Source organism: Pseudonocardia endophytica, assembly GCF_004339565.1.
Classification (GTDB): Bacteria; Actinomycetota; Actinomycetes; order Mycobacteriales; family Pseudonocardiaceae; genus Pseudonocardia; species Pseudonocardia endophytica.
In genome coordinates this window covers 920,517-937,793 of sequence record NZ_SMFZ01000001.1, presented here as the reverse complement: position 1 = coordinate 937,793, position 17,277 = coordinate 920,517, and the positions used below count along the sequence as shown (strand labels likewise).

At 74.5% G+C, this 17,277-nt stretch carries 18 protein-coding genes; 10 read left to right on the top strand and 8 right to left on the bottom strand.

The features are described 5' to 3' along the window. Positions 1 to 42: 42 nt before the first annotated feature. Entirely contained in the window at positions 43 to 750 is a 708-nt protein-coding gene (locus tag EV378_RS03990; RefSeq protein WP_207908571.1) for a hypothetical protein, read from the bottom strand. A 175-nt stretch (positions 751 to 925) separates the two neighbouring features. Between EV378_RS03990 and EV378_RS36680 the strand changes: the two genes are divergently transcribed. Beyond that, entirely contained in the window at positions 926 to 3,031 is a 2,106-nt protein-coding gene (locus EV378_RS36680; RefSeq protein WP_207908570.1) for a sensor histidine kinase, read from the top strand. After that, a complete protein-coding gene (locus EV378_RS03980; protein WP_207908569.1) occupies positions 3,028 to 3,675 on the top strand; it encodes a response regulator in 648 nt (215 codons plus the stop codon). The genes EV378_RS36680 and EV378_RS03980 overlap by 4 nt, the downstream gene beginning before the upstream one ends. Before the next feature lie 11 nt (positions 3,676 to 3,686). On the opposite strand, the gene EV378_RS03975 is transcribed toward EV378_RS03980, so the two are convergent. Then, positions 3,687 to 4,568 carry a PaaX family transcriptional regulator gene (locus EV378_RS03975; protein ID WP_132421374.1) on the bottom strand — a complete coding sequence of 294 codons (882 nt, stop codon included), beginning with the start codon at positions 4,566 to 4,568 and terminating at the stop codon, positions 3,687 to 3,689. A 140-nt stretch (positions 4,569 to 4,708) separates the two neighbouring features. Between EV378_RS03975 and bioA the strand changes: the two genes are divergently transcribed. The 3 genes from bioA (at position 4,709) to trxA (ending at position 8,859) form a co-directional block, all read left to right on the top strand. After that, positions 4,709 to 5,935: an adenosylmethionine--8-amino-7-oxononanoate transaminase gene (bioA, locus tag EV378_RS03970; RefSeq protein ID WP_132427364.1), complete on the top strand. Its 1,227-nt coding sequence runs from the start codon at positions 4,709 to 4,711 to the stop codon at positions 5,933 to 5,935. A 235-nt stretch (positions 5,936 to 6,170) separates the two neighbouring features. Beyond that, positions 6,171 to 8,399 (top strand): SulP family inorganic anion transporter, encoded by a 2,229-nt coding sequence (locus EV378_RS03965; protein ID WP_132421373.1) that lies wholly within the window; start codon positions 6,171 to 6,173, stop codon positions 8,397 to 8,399. 64 nt (positions 8,400 to 8,463) lie between these two features. Beyond that, a complete protein-coding gene (gene trxA, locus EV378_RS03960; protein ID WP_132421372.1) occupies positions 8,464 to 8,859 on the top strand; it encodes a thioredoxin in 396 nt (131 codons plus the stop codon). A gap of 107 nt (positions 8,860 to 8,966) precedes the next feature. Here the strand turns inward: trxA and EV378_RS03955 are convergent, their stop codons facing one another. Then, complete coding sequence (locus tag EV378_RS03955; RefSeq protein WP_132421371.1) at positions 8,967 to 10,001, bottom strand: zinc-dependent alcohol dehydrogenase family protein; 1,035 nt, start codon at positions 9,999 to 10,001, stop codon at positions 8,967 to 8,969. A 43-nt stretch (positions 10,002 to 10,044) separates the two neighbouring features. Between EV378_RS03955 and EV378_RS03950 the strand changes: the two genes are divergently transcribed. Continuing rightward, positions 10,045 to 10,545 carry a type II toxin-antitoxin system PemK/MazF family toxin gene (locus EV378_RS03950; protein WP_132421370.1) on the top strand — a complete coding sequence of 167 codons (501 nt, stop codon included), beginning with the start codon at positions 10,045 to 10,047 and terminating at the stop codon, positions 10,543 to 10,545. Between the two features lie 180 nt (positions 10,546 to 10,725). On the opposite strand, the gene EV378_RS03945 is transcribed toward EV378_RS03950, so the two are convergent. Together EV378_RS03945 and EV378_RS03940 are read right to left on the bottom strand one after the other, a co-directional pair. Further along, positions 10,726 to 11,412: an LON peptidase substrate-binding domain-containing protein gene (locus tag EV378_RS03945; protein ID WP_132421369.1), complete on the bottom strand. Its 687-nt coding sequence runs from the start codon at positions 11,410 to 11,412 to the stop codon at positions 10,726 to 10,728. Positions 11,413 to 11,416: 4 nt separating this feature from the next. Next, a complete protein-coding gene (locus EV378_RS03940) occupies positions 11,417 to 12,133 on the bottom strand; it encodes an NUDIX hydrolase (protein ID WP_132421368.1) in 717 nt (238 codons plus the stop codon). Between the two features lie 287 nt (positions 12,134 to 12,420). Between EV378_RS03940 and nadA the strand changes: the two genes are divergently transcribed. From nadA to nadC, 3 genes are read left to right on the top strand one after another with little or no spacing between them, the layout of a single operon-like run. Beyond that, positions 12,421 to 13,422 (top strand): quinolinate synthase NadA, encoded by a 1,002-nt coding sequence (nadA, locus tag EV378_RS03935; RefSeq protein WP_132421367.1) that lies wholly within the window; start codon positions 12,421 to 12,423, stop codon positions 13,420 to 13,422. Then, the gene (locus EV378_RS03930; RefSeq protein WP_132421366.1) at positions 13,419 to 15,011 is read left to right on the top strand and encodes an L-aspartate oxidase; all 1,593 of its coding nucleotides are present in this window, start codon (positions 13,419 to 13,421) and stop codon (positions 15,009 to 15,011) included. The genes nadA and EV378_RS03930 overlap by 4 nt, the downstream gene beginning before the upstream one ends. A 44-nt stretch (positions 15,012 to 15,055) precedes the next feature. After that, on the top strand, positions 15,056 to 15,931 hold the full coding sequence (gene nadC, locus EV378_RS03925) for a carboxylating nicotinate-nucleotide diphosphorylase (RefSeq protein ID WP_132427362.1): 876 nt from the start codon (positions 15,056 to 15,058) through the stop codon (positions 15,929 to 15,931). Positions 15,932 to 15,937: 6 nt separating this feature from the next. Here nadC and EV378_RS35195 read toward each other — a convergent pair whose 3' ends face one another. Further along, positions 15,938 to 16,105: a hypothetical protein gene (locus tag EV378_RS35195; RefSeq protein ID WP_165922131.1), complete on the bottom strand. Its 168-nt coding sequence runs from the start codon at positions 16,103 to 16,105 to the stop codon at positions 15,938 to 15,940. A gap of 137 nt (positions 16,106 to 16,242) precedes the next feature. Next, positions 16,243 to 16,470, bottom strand: a complete 228-nt coding sequence (locus EV378_RS03920; protein WP_132421365.1) for a hypothetical protein — start codon at positions 16,468 to 16,470, stop codon at positions 16,243 to 16,245. A gap of 117 nt (positions 16,471 to 16,587) precedes the next feature. Here EV378_RS03920 and EV378_RS03915 point away from each other — a divergent pair, with 117 nt between their 5' ends. Further along, positions 16,588 to 16,950 (top strand): hypothetical protein, encoded by a 363-nt coding sequence (locus EV378_RS03915; protein ID WP_132421364.1) that lies wholly within the window; start codon positions 16,588 to 16,590, stop codon positions 16,948 to 16,950. A 19-nt stretch (positions 16,951 to 16,969) separates the two neighbouring features. On the opposite strand, the gene EV378_RS03910 is transcribed toward EV378_RS03915, so the two are convergent. After that, complete coding sequence (locus tag EV378_RS03910) at positions 16,970 to 17,269, bottom strand: winged helix-turn-helix domain-containing protein (protein WP_132421363.1); 300 nt, start codon at positions 17,267 to 17,269, stop codon at positions 16,970 to 16,972. Between the last annotated feature and the right edge of the window lie 8 nt (positions 17,270 to 17,277).

Sequence of the window (17,277 nt, the reverse complement as noted above, 5' to 3'; positions counted from 1 at the left end):
CGCCTGGCGGGCCACGCGGCACCGGACGCGGTCAGCGGGCGATCAGCGGGCGATCGTGCTGCGCCCGAACGCCAGACCGGCGAATGCGACCACCATCCAGATTGGCCCGGCGATCGCCGGTGAGCCCGCGAGGCTCATCCCGACCGCCATCGCGGTGGTGACCAGGACCGGCACCAGCGACACCGCGCCGATCCAGCGGGACACCAGGCGCTCCCGCAGGCCCATCCAGGCGACACCGCCCGCGGCCACGACCACCCCGAGCCAGCCGATGTAGCCGCCGAAGTCGTTCAACATCAGGTACACGTACATGCCGGGCAGGTCGAACGCCGTCGACTCCAGCCCTCCCGGAAGGTAGGCGCCCAGCGCCCCCTTCCAGCCGTACCCGAGGGTCAGCGCGGCGGCGCTGGCCGTGAGTCCGGCACTCACCACCCGCGCAGCCGTCGAGGACGGCGCCCGCGGCTCGACCCGGCGGCGCCACGCCGCGGCCAGCACGAGCAGGCCTGCGACGGTGAGGAAGCCGGTCACGAACCCGGCGTGTGCCGCGACCCGGTCCACCGACTCCAGCAGCCCGGGCGTGGTCATCACGACCGAGTCCGGCGGCTGCGGGCGGACGTCGAAGACCACGGTCGCGACCATCCCGCCGATGCCGACGGCGGCGCCGAGCAGCGGCCAGCGCGATCGGCGGTCCCGGCCGCCGCCGGGATCCGGGACGGGCTCCGCGGTGCGGTGCGGGACGGTGGCGTCGGACATGGTGACTCCTCGCGAGTGCCTGGACCGCCGGGCGGCCGGTGTCGTGGACACCGAGCACGCTGGTCCGGCGGGCGCCCGGCCCCCAGGGACACCGGCCCCGGATCTCCGGGATTCCCGGTGATTCGGCGGTCCGGCGGGCGCGCCGGGCATGCCGGGCACGGCATGATCGCCGGTTGTGGATGGTGTGGTCGGCGACACGGTGGCGGGTGGTTCGGCGGCGGGCGGCGCTCCGCGGCAGGTCCCAGCGCCGTCGGCCGCCGGGAGCGCCGCCGACCGGACGCGGACCCGCCCGGCGGGCCTTCCGGCCGCCGTCACCGCGACGGTCTCCGTGCTGTGCTGTGCCGCGGCTGTGCTCTGGCACCCGTCCCTCGACACCGGTCCGGAGCCCTACCCGCTCAGCCCCGCCGATCTGGCCCTCGGGACCGTCTGGCCGGTCGCAGGCGCGCTCGTGCTGCGCCACCGGCCGGGCAACCCGGTCGGGCGGCTGCTGCTTGCTGCGGGGCTGATCGGGCCGTACCTGCTCGCCGGGCACGTGGCGGTCGCCTCGCACCGCGATCCCGGCGGGCCGTGGCCGGGCGCAGGCGTCGCGGCCTGGCTGGGCAGCTGGGGATTCACCGTCTTCTTCCTGGTCATGCCGCTGGTGCCGCTGCTGTTCCCGGACGGGCGGCCGCTCTCACCGCGGTGGCGGTGGCCGGTGTGGCTGCTGGCGGGCAACGCCGCGGCCACCGCGCTCGTCGCCGCCTGCAGCGCCCCGTCGGTGGACCAGGCGCCGTTCGTACCCAACCCGTACGCCCTGTCCGCGCCCGCCCCGGTCGAGCCCATCGTGCTGGCAGTCGTGCCGGTCGGCGCGCTGATCGCGTTCCTGGTCGGCATCCCGCTCGGACTGGTCTCGACGGTGCTGCGACTCCGGCGCGCGTCCGGCACGGACCGCACGGTGCTGCAGTGGTTGCTGCTCGGCACGGTGGTGCAGCTGTTCGGCGCGATCGGAGCGGGTGCGATCACGGCGGCGCTCGGCGACGACGTCCCCAGCGAGGAGATCGGGCTGCTGCTCGCCATCGCCGGGCCGCCGCTGGGCATCGCGGTCGCGATGCTGCGCCACGGCCTGTTCGACGTTGAGCGGGTGCTCGGGCGCACCGTCGCTTACGCGGTGATCAGCGGCGCCGTCGTCGGGAGCTACCTGGTCGTCCTGTCCGGGGCCCAGCTGGTGCTGCCCGGGTCGACGGCCGGGATCGTGCTCGTCGCCGTCGTCGCGCTGGTCGCGGCCGCGGCCCGGGACCGGGTGCAGCGCGGCGTCGAACGCCTGATCTACGGCGACCGGCGGGATCCGTACGCCGTGGTCGCCCGGGTCGGTCGGGGCATCGCCGCCGCGGCCGAGCCGGTCGACGGGCTGCAGCGTCTCACCGACGGCATCCGGGACTCGCTGCGGCTACGCTCCGCCGCGTTCCGCACGTCCGACGGGCGCATCGCCGTCCGTTCCGGCGAGCCCGCGGGCGGCGCCCCGGTCGTGGTGCCCGCCCGCACGCTCGGGAAGGAGGTCGGGGAGCTGGTGCTCGAGCCGGTCGTGCGCCTGGAGGCGGCCGAGCGGTCGGTGGCCGAGGAGGTCGCGGCCCGTGCCGCCGTGCTCGCCTACGCCGCCGAGCTGGTCGGGGACGTGGCCCGCAGCCGGGAGGCGATCGTGCTGGCCCGCGAGGAGGAGCGGCGACGGCTGCGCGCCGACCTGCATGACGGTCTCGGCCCCGCGCTCGCGGGCATCGCCCACCAGCTCGACGCGCTGGCGCGCCGGGTGGCCGCGGCGGGCGAGCCGGAGCTCGCGGACCGCGCGCAGGCGGTCCGCGACCGGGTGCGCGACGGCGTCCGGTCGCTGCGCGACGTCGTGCACGGGCTGCGTCCGCCGGTGCTCGACCAGGTCGGGCTCGCGGCCGCCCTGCGCGCACTGGTGGACGACCTGGACGTCCCCGCGGGCCGGTCGGCGGTCGGCGAGCTCGGGGCCGTGCCCGCCGCGGTAGAGGTCGCGGCCTACGCGATCGCCGGCGAGGCGGTGACGAACGCGGTGCGGCACAGCGGCGCGGCGACGGTGGAGCTGGACGCGCGGATCGCGCACGGCGTGCTGGCGCTCGAGGTCCACGACGACGGCTGCGGGATCCCCGCGTCCCCGCGGGAGGGGCTCGGGCTGCGCAGCACGGCCGAGCGGGCCGCCGAGGTCGGCGGGCGGCTGGAGGTCGCCGCGCGCGCCGGGGGCGGCACCGTGGTGCGCGTCGAGCTGCCGGCCGGTGGCCCGTGAGCGGCCCGGTGCGGGTACTGGTCGTCGACGACCACCCGATCTTCCGCGACGGCCTCGCCGTCACGCTGTCCGAACTGGCCGGCGTGCGGCTGGCGGGCGGGGCCGCCTCCGGCGAGGAGGCGCTGGAGCGGGTGGCGGACCTGCGGCCGGACGTCGTCCTGATGGATCTGCGGATGCCGGGGATGAGCGGCCTGGAGGCCACCGCCCGGGTCGTGGCGGCGCATCCGGACGTCGCGGTCGTCGTGCTGACCATGGACGCCGACGACGACTCGGTGTTCGCGGCGCTGCGCGCCGGGGCCCGCGGGTACCTGCTCAAGGAGGACGACGCCGAACAGGTGCGGCGCGCGGTGCTCGCCGTCGCGCGCGGCGAGGCGGTGTTCGGAGCGGGCGTCGCGTCGCGAGTGCTCGGGTTCTTCGCCGCGGGCGCGGCCCGCCGTCCGACGGCGTTCCCGCAGCTCACGGCACGTGAGCACGAGGTGCTTGAGCTGCTGGCACAGGGTCTGGACAACGGCGCGATCGCGCGCAGGCTGGTGCTGAGCGAGAAGAGCGTCCGCAACCGGGTGAGCGACGTGCTGGCCAAGCTGCGGGTGCGGACGCGGGCCGAGGCCGTCGCCGTGGCCCGCGACGCGGGTGTCGGCGGCTGATCCGCCGGGGGTCAGGCGGCGTCGGTCAGCAGACCGTCCCACCGGCGCCGGGCCGGCTCGTCCCAGCGGGTGTGCAGCGTCGCGAACATCGTTGCGGCGCGCGCTCCGGCCCAGCGCTCCGGCAGCAGCTCGGCGGGCAGCTCCGGGTCCAGGAACGGGAAGCGGCGCCACGCGTGCACGAGCTGCACCTGGCGGGCCAGCACGTTCGGCGGCACCCCGGCCCGGCCGCTGTTGGCGATGTCCGGGGCGAACTCGGCGAGGAACTCCTCGTACGCCTGCTCGACCCGCTCGAGGTCCCATGCCTGGGTGACCACGTCGGCGGGCCTGCCGACGGCGCCGAACGCCCCGACGAACGAGCTGGCCTGCGCGGCCAGCCCGAGCTCGTCGAGAACGGCTGCGACCTCGCCCTCCTTGCCGGGGTCCGGCGACACCCACACCCCGGGGGCGGGCGAGCCGAGCCCGACCCAGGCCAGACGGGTGCGCAGCCGGTGCCGGAGCTGGCGACGCGACTCCGGCACGCTGGCCAGCAGCACCAGCCACCGGCCGTCCCACGGTCGCGACGGGGCACCGAACCCGTAGATCCGCGCCGCGCCGTCGGAGAGCAGGCGCCGGCCCTGATCGGTGAGCGCCCAGCGCACCCGGCGCCCGCTGCGGTCGGACACCAGCAGGCCCTCGGCCGCCGTCCGGGCCAGCGCCTGGCGGGCCGACTTCGGCTCCACGCCCAGCTCGCCGAGCACGTCGAGGAGCACCTGCGTCCAGACCGGGTACCCGCCGGGCAGCACGAACTCGCCGAGCACGGTCAGCAGCAGCGAGCGGGCGCTGGTCTGGCCGAGCTCCCTCCGCCGGCGCGACGGGGCCTCGGCGTCGCGGACGGGCTCACGGGCGGCGGACATGATCGGACCAGCGTAGATGGTCCGGGCTCCGGAATCGCGGTGCCGCGCACAGGTCCATCGGTGGGCGGGGGGCGCTACTGTCGGTGCCCGTGACGGCACGCGACTGCTCCGGGCGGGTGGCGAACGACGTCCTCCTCGCCATGGACCGCCGTCACGTCTGGCATCCGCACGCCGCGCTCCCGGCGCCGGGGCGCAGCCTGATGGTGGAGTCCGCGTCCGGGGTGCGCCTGCGCACACCGGACGGGCGCGAGCTCGTCGACGGGATGGCCGCCTCCTGGTCGGCGGTGCACGGCTACCGGCACCCGGTCCTGGACGCCGCCGTGACCGAGCAGCTCGGCCGGATGAGCCACGTGACGTTCGGCGGGATCACGCACGGGCCGGCCGTGGACCTGTGCCGGCTGCTGATCGAGGTGACGCCGGAGGAGCTGCAGCACGTCTTCCTGAGCGAGTCCGGACCGGTGGCGGTCGAGGTCGCGGTGACGATGTGCCAGCAGTACTGGCGCGACCGCGGCAAGCCGTCGAAGAGCCGGATCATGACATGGCGCGGCGGCCACCACGGCGACACGTTCGGCGCGGCGGTCCTCGGCGACCCGGGCGACGGGCCGCGACCGCCGTGGCACGGCCCGCTGCCTCCTCCGCTGTTCGCCGACCGGCCGCCGGACACGTTCGAGCACGACTACGTCGCCCAGCTCGTCCGGCTGGTCGAGACGCATGCCGACGAGCTGGCCGCGATCGTCGTCGAACCGGTGGTGCAGGGGCGCGGCGGCGTGCGCTTCCACGACCCGCGCTATCTGCACGTGCTGCGCGAGCTCTGCCTCGCCTGCGACGTCCTGCTCGTGTTCGACGAGGTGTACACCGGCTTCGGCCGGACCGGTGAGCTGTTCGCCGCCGACCACGCGGCGATCCAGCCGGACGTCATGTGCCTGGGCGGGGCGCTGACCGGCGGCTACCTCCCGATGGCGGCGACGCTGTGCTCGGGCCGGGTCGCGCACGGCCTGACCCTGCGCCACGACGCGACGTTCATGGGCAACCCGCTCGCGGCGGCCGTCGCCCACGCGTCGGTCTCGCTGCTGCTCGAGCGGGGCTGGCGCAGCGAGGTGAAGGCGATCGCGTCGTGGCTGCGGGCCGGGCTGACGCCCGCCCGGTCGCTGCCGGGCGTGCGCGAGGTCCGGATCCTGGGCGCGATCGGCGTGATCGAGCTCGACCACGACGTCGACGTGCCGGCCGCGACGTCCGCTGCGGTGCTGGCCGGGGCGTGGCTGCGGCCGATGCGCAACCTCGTCTACACGGTCCCGCCGTTCGTCAGCACGCGCGCCGACGTCGCGACGATCACGGCCGGGATGCGGGCCGCCGCACTCGCCGGCTGAGGACCGCACAGGCCGTGCGACCCCGATCCGGGTGGTTCGCGCCACCGTTCGGAGTGATCTAGCTGGTGAGGATCGTCACGTTTGTCCGATCATGGTCGGACATGACGTGGAACTTTGCGCTGCGCCGTTCGGCAGATGAGAGGTGCTCTCATCCTGATCCGGTTCCGTGAAGATCAACGGATGCACTGTCGCGTTCGCCCCCACGGACCCTCAGTCACGGAAAGAGACACCTGTCGTGCAGACTCGCGCCTCGCAGCACTCCCCGCCCGATGCGTCGCCGACCGGCCCGCGCGCGTGGTTCCCGCACGCCCGAGCCGACTTCTCGGCCTCGATCGTCGTGTTCCTGGTCGCCGTCCCGCTCTCGCTCGGGATCGCCGTCGCCTCCGGCGCGCCGATCCTGGCCGGGCTGATCGCGGCTGTCGTCGGTGCGGTCGTCGCCGGCCTCCTCGGCGGTTCGCCGTTGCAGGTCAGCGGGCCCGCCGCCGGTCTGACGGTGATCGTCGCGGAGCTCGTCGCCCGGTTCGGGTGGGAGGTCACCTGTCTGATCACGGCCGGGGCCGGCCTGCTCCAGATCGTGTTCGGGATGACGCGGCTGGCCCGCTTCGCTCAGGCGATCCCACCCGCCGTCGTGCACGGGATGCTCGCCGGCATCGGCGTGACGATCGCGCTGGCGCAGCTCAACGTCGTGTTCGGCGGCCGGTCGCAGACCGCCGCGCTGGACAGCCTGGCCGCGCTGCCCGGCTCGATCGCGAACGTGTCCTGGCCGACGCTGCTCGTCGGCGCGATCGTCATCGCGATCATGCTGACGTGGCCGCGGCTGCCCGGGAAGCTCACGCTCGTCCCCGGCGCGCTGGTCGCCGTCGTCGTCGCGACGGTCGTCGCGCTCGCGTTCCCGGACGTCACCCGCGTCGAGCTGGGGGGCTCGCTGCTGGACGCCGTCGCACTGCCGATGCTGCCGGAGTCGGACTGGGCGGGCGTGCTCGGCGGCATGCTGACCGTCGCCCTTATCGCCAGCGTGGAGAGCCTGCTCTCGGCCGTCGCCGTGGAGCGGATGCGGCCCGGCACGCGCACGGACGCCGACCGCGAGCTGCTCGGCCAGGGCGCCGCGAACACGGTGTCCGGGCTGGTCGGCGGCCTGCCGGTGACCGGTGTGATCGTCCGCAGCTCGGCCAACGTGACGGCGGGCGCGCAGACCCGCGCCTCGGCCGTGCTGCACGGCGTCTGGATCGCCGTGTTCGCGATCGTGCTGATCGGCGTGATCGAGATGGTGCCGATGGCCGGACTGGCCGGGCTCCTGGTCGTCGTCGGGTCGCAGCTGGTCAAGCCGTCCGACATCCGCACCGCCCGCACCCACGGCGAGCTGCCGATCTACCTGGCCACGCTGCTCGGTGTCGTCGCGCTGAACCTGCTCGAGGGCGTCCTGATCGGACTCGCGCTGGCGGCGGTGATGCTCGTCTGGCGGGCCGTGCGGTCGCGCCCGCGGCTGGAGGGCCCGGACGGTGGTCCGAAGGAGCTCGTCGTCGAGGGATCGCTGTCGTTCCTGGCCGTGCCCCGGCTCTCTCGTGAGCTGAACGCGATCCCGGCCGGCACGAACGTGACGGTCCGGCTGGTCACCGACTACCTCGACCACGCCGCCTACGACCACCTGCAGGCCTGGCAGGCGCGGCACCGGGCGACCGGCGCGACCGTCGAGGTGATCGAGCCGGTCGACGCCGCGTCCCGCGCGGAGGGCGCCGGCGGTGTCCGGTACGCGACGTGGTCGCAGTGGCAGGCGGGCCACGAGCTGGGCGGGCACCCGGAGGGCCCGCTGCTCGCCGGTCTCGCCGCGTACCACGAGCGGACGGCCGAGGAGATCCGTCCGACGATGTCCGAGCTGGCCTCCGGCCAGTCGCCGTCCGCGATGATGATCAGCTGTGCGGACTCGCGTGTGATGCCGCACATGATCACGCACAGCGGGCCGGGTGACGTGTTCACCGTGCAGAACGTGGGCAACCTGGCGAGCTGCCAGGGCACGTCGGCGGCCGTGGAGTACGCGAGCACGGTGCTCAAGGTGCCGCTGATCGCGGTCTGCGGGCACTCCGGCTGCGGCGCGATGACCGGGCTGCGCTCGGGCGCCGCGGGTCAGGACGGCGAGCTGGGCACCTGGCTGCTGGAGGCCCGTTCCGTGCTGCGCGCATGGGAGCGCGGGCACCCGGTCGGCCACGTGGCCGCCGCGAGGGGCTTCTCCGAGGTGGACCAGCTGGCCATGGTGAACGTGGCGATGCAGCTGGAGATGCTGCGCGCCAAGGACACCGGCGCCGAGCTGATGGGCCTGTTCTACGACATCGCGTCGGCGAGGGTCCTGGTGCTCGACGGCGACACCCAGCGGTTCGTCGCACCCCGCACCGAGGGGCTGGACACCGTGGGCATGCTGGCCCGGATCGCCGCAGGCCACGGCCACGCCGGTGACCGGGTACCCGGATGATCCGGACATGACGGGTGCGACCCCGCCGGGAACAACCCGGCGGGGTCGTGCTGTTCTGGGGGGCATGGCCACCGTCGAACTGACCTCCGAGAACTTCAACGACGTCGTGGGCGCGCCCGACGCGACGGTCCTCGTCGACTTCTGGGCGTCCTGGTGCGGGCCGTGCAAGCAGTTCGCGCCGGTGTACGACGAGGCGTCGGACAAGCACACCGACGTCACGTTCGCCAAGGTCGACACCGAGGCGCAGCAGGAGCTGGCCGGCGCGTTCGGGATCTCCTCGATCCCGACCGTGATGGCCGTGCGCGACGGGGTGGTGCTCTACTCCCAGCCCGGCGCCCTGCCTGCCGAGGCGCTCGAGGACCTGATCACCCAGGTCAAGGGCGTCGACATGGACGAGGTCCGTGCCGCCGTCGCCGAGCAGGAGAAGCAGCAGGAGGGCGGCTCCGAGCCGACCGCCTGACCGTCCACGCGGCACCCCACCGGCAACGAGGGGCACCGTCGAGCAATGCCATTGCTCGACGGTGCCCCTCGTTCGCGTCGGGAGGGCGGGAGGTGTGGCCGGGGCCGTTACGGCGCGACCAACACCTTCAGTGCCTCGCGCTCGTTCATCGCGCGGTAGCCGTCCGGCACCTCGTCGAGACCGACGGTCCGGTCGAACACCTTGCCGGGCTGGACCCGGCCCTCCAGCACGTCCGGCAGGAGCTCCTCGATGTAGGCCCGCGCCGGCGCGACGCCGCCGTTGATCCCGACGTTGCGCATGAACGACCCGACGCCGAGCGGCACGTCGCTGTACTGGGAGACGCCGACACGCCCGACCGTCCCGCCGTCGCGGGTGATCTCGATGGCCGTGCGCAGCGCCTCGCCGAACCCGACGCACTCCAGGACGGCGTGCGCGCCGTCGCCGCCGGTCAGCTCCCTGACACGCTCGATGCCCTCGTCGCCGCGCTCGGCCACGACGTCGGTGGCGCCGAACTCGCGGCCCAAGTCGGTCCGGTCGACGTGGCGTCCGAGCAGGATGATCCGCTCGGCGCCGAGGCGGTTCGCGGCCAGCACGCCGGACAGGCCCACCGCCCCGTCACCGACGACGGCGACGGTGTCGCCCTCGCGCACTCCCGCGCTCACCGCGGCGTGGTGGCCGGTGGAGAACACGTCGGACAGCGTGAGCATCGACGCGAGCAGCGCGTCGTCCGGCTCACCGGGGAGGCCGACCAGCACGCCGTCGGCGAACGGGACCCGGACGTACTCGCCCTGGCCGCCGTCGGTGCCGTCGGCGCCCCAGCCGCCGCCGTTGCGACAGGACGTCTGCAGCCCCTCCCGGCAGAAGTCGCACGTGTTGTCCGCCCAGACGAACGGTGCGACGACGAGCTCGCCCTTCCTCGTCCGCGTGACGCCGGAGCCGACCTCCTCGACGACGCCGAGGAACTCGTGACCGATCCGGTCACCGGCCTCGTCCGGCTCGGCCGAGTTGTACGGCCACAGGTCGCTGCCGCAGATGCAGGACCGCACGACCCGCACGATCGCGTCGGTGTCGTCCCGGATCGTCGGGTCGGGCACCTCCGAGACCCGGACGTCGTGCTTGCCGTGGATGAGTGTCGCTCGCATACCGGCCGCATACCCGCGGCGCCGATGCACCATGCTGTGATCCATGGCTGACTGGGGTTCGTTCCTGCGCCAGGGCGTGGACGTCGTTCTGAGCATGCTGACCGAGACCGACGACAAGCAGGCGACCCCGCCGCCGGCCGGGCACACCGGCGTGCGGACCGCTCCCGCGGGGGAGCGGGCGCGCCAGATCGTCTACGCGCCGGAGCCGGACGGCGCCGCCGACCCGGGGGAGATCGTCTGGACCTGGGTGCCGTTCGAGGAGGACCCGTCCCAGGGCAAGGACCGGCCGCTGCTGGTGGTCGGCCGATCCGGGTCCGAGATGCTGGGCCTGATGCTCTCCAGCCAGCAGCACCGCGCCGACGACGCGAACTGGATCTCGATCGGGTCGGGCGAGTGGGACCGCGAGGGGCGGGGGTCGTTCATCCGGCTCGACCGCGTGCTCGAGGTCGAGGAGCACGGCATCCGCCGCGAGGGCGCCGTCCTGGACCGGGACCGGTTCGACCGGGTCGCCGCCGAGCTGCGGCAGGCTTACGGCTGGAGCTGAGCAGGAGCGCACGCAGCAGGTCCGTGCTCGGCCGGTGACGTCCGACGAGCTTGCGCGGCCCGTCCTGGTTGGATCCGCGATCTCCGCGTTCTTCGGGGTTTGTGGGCCCTCCGGGGGCGAGCGTGCTGGCCGTGGCGGGCGGCGCGTCGGGCAGGCCGTGCGCGTCGCGCGCCTGGGACGTCAGTTCGGGCTGTGCTCGCCGGAGAACGCGCCCAGCGGGGCCGGCACGGCGTGCAGCTTCGAGAGCAGGCCGGTCTCCCGGGCCATCAGCGCGCGGATCTCGCGCAGCCGGTGCAGCGGGCTGGTCTCCTCGAGCAGCTGCTGACGCTCGCCGAGCGGCAGCAGGCAGTCCGCCGCCAGCAGGTGGGCCAGCTGGTCGGACGGGACGTCGTCGTCCGGCTCGCTCCAGTCCCGGGAACGCCACGCCGTGCTGCAGTAGCGGCGGTGCGCGTCCCGCGCGGCCGCGTCGAGCATCTTGACCAGCCGCTCGTCGGGCTCGTCGTCGGCGGCGTCCGGCACGAACTCGACCGAACCGGTGAGGTACGGCTTCTCCGAGTCGGCACCGTCCAGCTCCAGCAGCCGGAAGCGCCGCGCGCCGCGGGTGACGACGTCGTAGCGCCCGTCCGGGAGCCGGCGCGCGTCGAGCAGCGCGGCCGTGCAGCCGATCGGGTACATCCCGTCGAGCCCGTCGGTGTCCGCGGAGTGCCCCTCGCGGACCGCGACGACGCCGAACTCCTTCTCCGGGATCTCGCCGGTGATCAGGTCGACGGTGAGCTGCCGGTACCGCGGCTCGAAGATGTGCAGGGGCAGGGCCGCGCCCGGCATCAGCACCGTTCCCAGCGGGAACAGCGGGATCCGATCGGCCACCGGGTCACGGTAGTACGGGGCGGGCTCCCGTGCCGGATGGTCGGCCGGGTGGTCTCAGGACGGCGAACGCGTCCGTGACGAGCAGGCTCCGGTCGGTGAACCGGAACAGCGCGGCCGGGCGCCCGCCCGCGCGGCCCGGAGGGACCGTCTCGCCGGTGGGCTCCAGCAGGTCGCGGCGGGTCAGCACGCGCTGCAGGTTGGTCGCCGAGACGGGGTGCCCTAGCGCGGCGACGTAGAGCTCGCGCAGCGCGGAGATGGTGAACTCGCCGGGCGCGAGCGCGAACCCGAGGTTCGTGTAGGAGAGCTTGGCGCGCAACCGGTCCCGCGCGTCGTCGATGATCAGGTCGTGGTCGAACGCGGTCGCGGGGAGATCGTCGACGGCGTGCCATGCGGTGTCGTCCGGAAGCGCCGGGTCGGCGTCGGACGGGACGAGCCCGAGGAACGCGGTGGCGATCAGGCGCGGCCCCTCGCCCATCCGCCGCGGATCGGAGAACACCGACAGCTGCTCGACGTGCGTGACCTCGCGGACGTCGACCTTCTCCGCGAGCTGGCGGCGCACCGACGTCTCGACGTCCTCGTCGTCCCCGAGCCGGCCCCCTGGCAGCGCCCACCGACCCGCGTCCGGCTCCATCGCCCGCTCCCAGACGAGGACCCGCAGCCGCTCGCCGCGGATCTGCAGGACGGCCGCGAGCACCTCGTGACCGATCGGGTGGGACGTCATGGCCGCAGCGTAGAGCGGCGTCCCGACCCGTCCGCCTCGTGATCCGCTCTCCGCGCACCGCGGCGGAGGACGCGCTCGTCCGGGCGCGTGCGTTCGCCGGATCCCGGTGCGTTCGCCGGATCTCCGCGAGGAGCGGTGTCGGGGCCGGAGGCCGGCGGGTGTCGTGCAGGTTGCCGGGAGGTGAGGTCCAGGTCACTCGGACGGTGCCCTCCGGTCGGCCCCGGTGTTACGATCTCGGCAGTTTCCGCCGGACAGGCGAAAACCGGATGCGTCCGAGGAGGACGACCATGAGCGTGGAGACGCTGCTCCCGGATGCGGCGGCCGAGCCGTCGCCGGAGTGGTTCGCCGAGGTCCGTGAGCTGGCCCGACGTCGCGACGCGGTGCTGCTGGCGCACAACTACCAGCTACCGGCGATCCAGGACGTCGCCGACCACGTGGGGGACTCGCTGGCTCTGTCCCGGATCGCGGCCGAGTCCGACGCGTCGACGATCGTGTTCTGCGGCGTGCACTTCATGGCCGAGACCGCGAAGATCCTCAGCCCGGACAAGACCGTGCTGATCCCGGACGCCCGCGCGGGCTGCTCGCTCGCCGACTCGATCACGGCCGACCAGCTGCGCGAGTGGCGCTCCGAGCACCCGGACGCCGTCGTCGTCTCGTACGTGAACACCACCGCCGCCGTGAAGGCCGAGACGGACGTCTGCTGCACGTCGTCGAACGCGGTGGACGTCGTGGCCTCGATCCCGGTCGAGCGTGAGGTGCTGTTCCTGCCCGACCAGTTCCTCGGCGCGCACGTCCGCCGGGTCCTGGACCGCACGAACATGCACGTGTGGGCGGGGGAGTGCCACGTGCACGCCGGGATCAACGGCGCCGAGCTCTCGGCGCAGGCGCAGGCCCACCCGGACGCCGACCTGTTCGTGCACCCCGAGTGCGGCTGCGCGACGTCCGCGCTCTACCTGGCGACGTCCGGCTCGGTTCCCGAGGATCGGGTCAAGATCCTCTCCACCGGCGGGATGGTCGACGCGGCGCGCGCGACCGGGGCGAAGGAGGTGCTGGTCGCGACGGAGGTCGGGATGCTGCACCAGCTCCGCAGGGCGGCGCCGGAAATCGACTTCCGGGCGGTGAACGAGCGGGCGTCCTGCCGCTACATGAAGATGATCACCCCCGAGGCGCTGCTCCGGTCGGTCCGCGAGGGCACCGACGAGGTGCACGTCGACCGCGAGCTGGCCGAGCGCGGCCGCACCGCGGTGCAGCGGATGATCGAGATCGGCAACCCGGGGAGCGGCGAATGACCTGGCAGGCGGAGGCCGACCTGGTCGTCGTCGGCTCCGGTGTGGCGGGCCTGACGGCCGCGCTCGACGGCGTCTCGGCCGGCCTGCGCGTCGTCGTCGTGACCAAGGACGACGTCGACGCGGGCAGCACGCGCTGGGCGCAGGGCGGCGTGGCCGTCGTGCTCGGCGACGTGGCGGGCGACTCGGTGGACGCGCACGTGGCGGACACGCTCGCCGCGGGCGGGGGCCTGAACGACGCGGCCGCCGTCGCCGCCATCGTCGGCGCCGGGCCCGGCGCGGTGCGCAGGCTGCGCGAGCGCGGGGCCCTGTTCGACGCAGTGCCCGATGCCACCCGCCCGGCCCGCCTGGACCGCACCCGAGAGGGCGGGCACTCGGCGTTCCGGGTCGTGCACGCCGGCGGCGACGCCACCGGTGCGGAGATCGAACGGGCGCTCGTGGCCGCGGCGCGGAAGCGCGAGCTGACCGTCCTCACCGGACACGTGGCGACCGACGTGCTGCGGGACCGGACAGGACGCGCCGGCGGGCTCGCCGTGCTCGACGGGGTCGGACGTCCCGGCGTGCTGCGCGCCCCCGCCGTGCTGCTGGCCACCGGCGGCTACGGACAGCTCTACGCGAGCACGACGAACCCGGAGACGGCGACCGGCGACGGCGTCGCGCTCGCGCTGCGGGCCGGTGCCGCCGCAGCGGACCTGGAGTTCGTGCAGTTCCACCCGACCGTCCTCTTCAGCGGTCCGGCCGTCGGGCGGCGCCCGCTGGTGACCGAGGCCGTACGCGGCGAGGGCGCGATCCTGCGGGACCGGGCCGGGCAGGCGTTCATGGCGGACGTGCACCCGCTGGCCGACCTGGCTCCGCGCGACGTCGTCGCCGCCGCGATCACCCGGCGGATGGCCGAGACCGGTGCCGACTGCGTCTTCCTGGACGCGACCGGGCTCGACGGGTTCGCCGGCCGGTTCCCGACCGTGTCCGCATCCTGCCGTGAGATCGGGATCGACCCCGCGCGGGACCCGATCCCGGTCACGCCCGCCGCGCACTACGCGTGTGGCGGGGTGGTCGCCGACGTCGACGGCCGGACCGGGGTTCCCGGCCTCTACGCGGCGGGCGAGGTCGCCCGCACCGGTCTGCACGGCGCGAACCGGCTGGCGTCGAACAGCCTGCTCGAAGGCCTGGTCGTCGGTGAGCGCGTGGTACGGGCGGTGGTCGCCGACCGGAACGGTGTCCGTGACGCGGACCTGGTCCCGCCATCGCCCGCGGTGCCGGTCGCGGACCGCGCGGTGGTGCAGCGGGCGATGAGCACGTGCGCCGCGATCGGTCGCGACGGCGCCGGTCTCGCGGCCGCCTCGGACGCCGTCGAGGCGGCGACCGTGCTCGCCGCCCCGGTCGACCGCTCCGGTGTCGAGGACGCGGCGCTGACGCTGCTGGCGCAGGCCGTGCTGGCGGCCGCGGGCACGCGGCGCGAGTCGCGCGGCTCTCACGTGCGGACCGACTTCCCGGAGCGCGACGACCGGTGGCAGGCGGAGAGCCTGCGGATCGTCCTGGACGGTGCCGGGCGACCGGTCGTGGCCACGGACGCCCTGGCGGGTGCCGCGTGACCCGGACCGACACGCGCGGGCGGGTCGCCGCCGGCGTCGGCGGCGTGTCCGGGATCGGGGAGCCGGATCGCGAGGACCTGCTCCGCGTCGTCCGTACCGCGCTGCAGGAGGACCTGCGGTACGGCCCGGACGCGACGACGGCGGCGACCGTCCCCGCGGACGCCGTCGGGGTCGGCGCGTTCACGCCGCGGGCGGCAGGCGTGCTGGCCGGGGTGCCGGTCGCGATCGCGGTGCTGGACGAGGTGCTCGGGTCCGGCTACGAGGTCCTCTCCGCGCTCGACGACGGCCGTCCGCTGGTCCCCGGCGAGCCTGCCCTCGTGGTCCGGGCACCGGTCCGCGGTCTGCTCACCGCGGAACGGACGGCGTTGAACCTGCTCTGCCACCTGTCCGGTGTCGCGACGGCGACGCGGGCCTGGGTGGACGCCGTCACGGTCGTCGGAGCCGCGAGCCCCGCCATCAGGGACACCCGCAAGACGCTGCCCGGGCTGCGGCTGCTGGAGAAGTACGCCGTGCGCTGCGGCGGCGGGATGAACCACCGGCTCGGCCTCGGCGACGCCGTCCTGATCAAGGACAACCACGTGGCCGCGGCCGGATCGGTCGCCGCGGCGCTGGCCGCCGCCCGCGCGACCGCCCCGGACCTGCCGTGCGAGATCGAGGTCGACTCGCTCGAGCAGTTCGACGACGTGCTGGGCCTGGACGCCGAGCTGGTGCTGCTGGACAACTTCACCCCGGCCGAGACGGCCGAGGCGGTCCGGCGCAGGGGCGACCGCCCCACCCTGCTGGAGTCCTCGGGAGGGCTGGTGCTGGCGAACGCGGCCGAGTTCGCCGCGACCGGTGTCGACTTCATCTCGGTCGGAGGCCTGACGCACTCGGTCACGGCCCTTGACCTCGGCCTCGACCTGGAGCCGGACCGGACCTGACCGTGCTCACGGCAGGAGCGTGCATCGCCTGCACGGCGGCCCCGGAGGCGTGACCAGCGCGCACAGGACGACGACGTGGCCGCAGACCGCGGCGCAGTGTCCGGTGCGGGCGGCCAGGGCGGAGCCGTAGGCCCACTCCGTCACCCGGTGGGTCCGTCCGTCGGTGGCCGACACGAGCTCGAGCCGCTCCTGCCCGGCGGGCGGTCGCCGGACCGGAATTGTCGGCTCGACCGCTAGTATCGAACGTATGTTCGACAAGAGTCGGAAGTCGCTCGTCCGCCACGCCAGCGTTGGCAGGCCGGGGATCGTGCTCACTCCGGGCCCCGCTGCCGGTCGAGGATCTCCTGTGCCGCTCGTGCGAGCCGGGCCGGCGTGCAGGGCCAGCGCTCGCCGGGCGTTCCGTAGCCCGGTGTCCGGCAACCCGTACACAGGCCGCGGCCGTCGTCGCGATGGTCGGCCTGTAGCCGGGCTAACAAGTCCGGCATCTCGGCCAGGGTGCTGACCAGCGTGGGGCGGCCGGTCTCCGGTGCGTCGGGCATGGAAGACAACTGTGCCCTACATGGATACGAGATGACAAGCTGTGGGAGGGTGGTCCGGTGCCTGCCCGTGACCCGCGAACCCGCCGTTACCCGTGCGCCTGGTGCGCCGAGGACGGTATGTGGCCGGATCTGTGCTCCGAGGCGCTCGGTCGGCTGGACGACCGCTGCGCCGCCATGATCGAGATCCAGTGCGGCCTCGGCGACCATCGCCGTTGCCTGCCGTCGGCCTGCGCCTCCGCGGCCCGCTGGCACGAGCCCGTCCGGCGTGCCGGCGTCGAGGCCGCGCACGCCGCCGGGGCGGTGTGGGCCGTCGTGTCGACGCTCGAGAACCGGATCGCGGTGGTCGGGACCGAGGACCACCTGGGCCGGGCGAAGTCGTTGCTGCGCAACGGTGCCCTGAAACGGGCCGGGTCCCCGACCGGTCCGGAGGGGAAGGGGCTGGTCTACGTGGTGCGCGGGTCGGACGGGCAGTTCTTCTGATGCGGCGCCGTCGCCGGCGTCAGACCGAGTCGGTCGTGACGCCCTCGCGCACGAACCATCCGGAGCCCTGCCTGCCCTCCACGAGATCGTCGGCGGCCAGGAGCTGGAGGCCGCGCCGGATCGGGTCGCGGCTCACGTCGAGGGCGCGGGCCATCTGGTTCTCGCTCGGCAGCTTGTCGCCCGCCACCAGCTCGCCGCGGGAGATCGCCCGGCGGATCCGGCTCGCCACCGTCACGTCCGCGCGCTCGATCGGCGCACCCAGCCGGATGCGGACCTTCCGACCGTCGCGCACGACGTGCAGCGGCGCACTGTCTGCCATCGGCACAA

Excerpts from the sequence above, each read along its gene's own strand:
- EV378_RS03910 (WP_132421363.1), bottom strand. The coding sequence starts at position 17,269 with ATGGCAGACAGTGCGCCGCTGCACGTCGTGCGCGACGGTCGGAAGGTC.
- EV378_RS03930 (WP_132421366.1), top strand. The coding sequence starts at position 13,419 with ATGACCTGGCAGGCGGAGGCCGACCTGGTCGTCGTCGGCTCCGGTGTG.
- EV378_RS03975 (WP_132421374.1), bottom strand. The coding sequence starts at position 4,568 with ATGTCCGCCGCCCGTGAGCCCGTCCGCGACGCCGAGGCCCCGTCGCGC.
- trxA (WP_132421372.1), top strand. The coding sequence starts at position 8,464 with ATGGCCACCGTCGAACTGACCTCCGAGAACTTCAACGACGTCGTGGGC.
- EV378_RS03955 (WP_132421371.1), bottom strand. The coding sequence starts at position 10,001 with ATGCGAGCGACACTCATCCACGGCAAGCACGACGTCCGGGTCTCGGAG.
- EV378_RS03950 (WP_132421370.1), top strand. The coding sequence starts at position 10,045 with ATGGCTGACTGGGGTTCGTTCCTGCGCCAGGGCGTGGACGTCGTTCTG.
- EV378_RS03990 (WP_207908571.1), bottom strand. The coding sequence starts at position 750 with ATGTCCGACGCCACCGTCCCGCACCGCACCGCGGAGCCCGTCCCGGAT.
- bioA (WP_132427364.1), top strand. The coding sequence starts at position 4,709 with ATGGACCGCCGTCACGTCTGGCATCCGCACGCCGCGCTCCCGGCGCCG.
- EV378_RS03915 (WP_132421364.1), top strand. The coding sequence starts at position 16,588 with ATGTGGCCGGATCTGTGCTCCGAGGCGCTCGGTCGGCTGGACGACCGC.
- EV378_RS03940 (WP_132421368.1), bottom strand. The coding sequence starts at position 12,133 with ATGACGTCCCACCCGATCGGTCACGAGGTGCTCGCGGCCGTCCTGCAG.
- EV378_RS03920 (WP_132421365.1), bottom strand. The coding sequence starts at position 16,470 with ATGCCCGACGCACCGGAGACCGGCCGCCCCACGCTGGTCAGCACCCTG.
- nadA (WP_132421367.1), top strand. The coding sequence starts at position 12,421 with ATGAGCGTGGAGACGCTGCTCCCGGATGCGGCGGCCGAGCCGTCGCCG.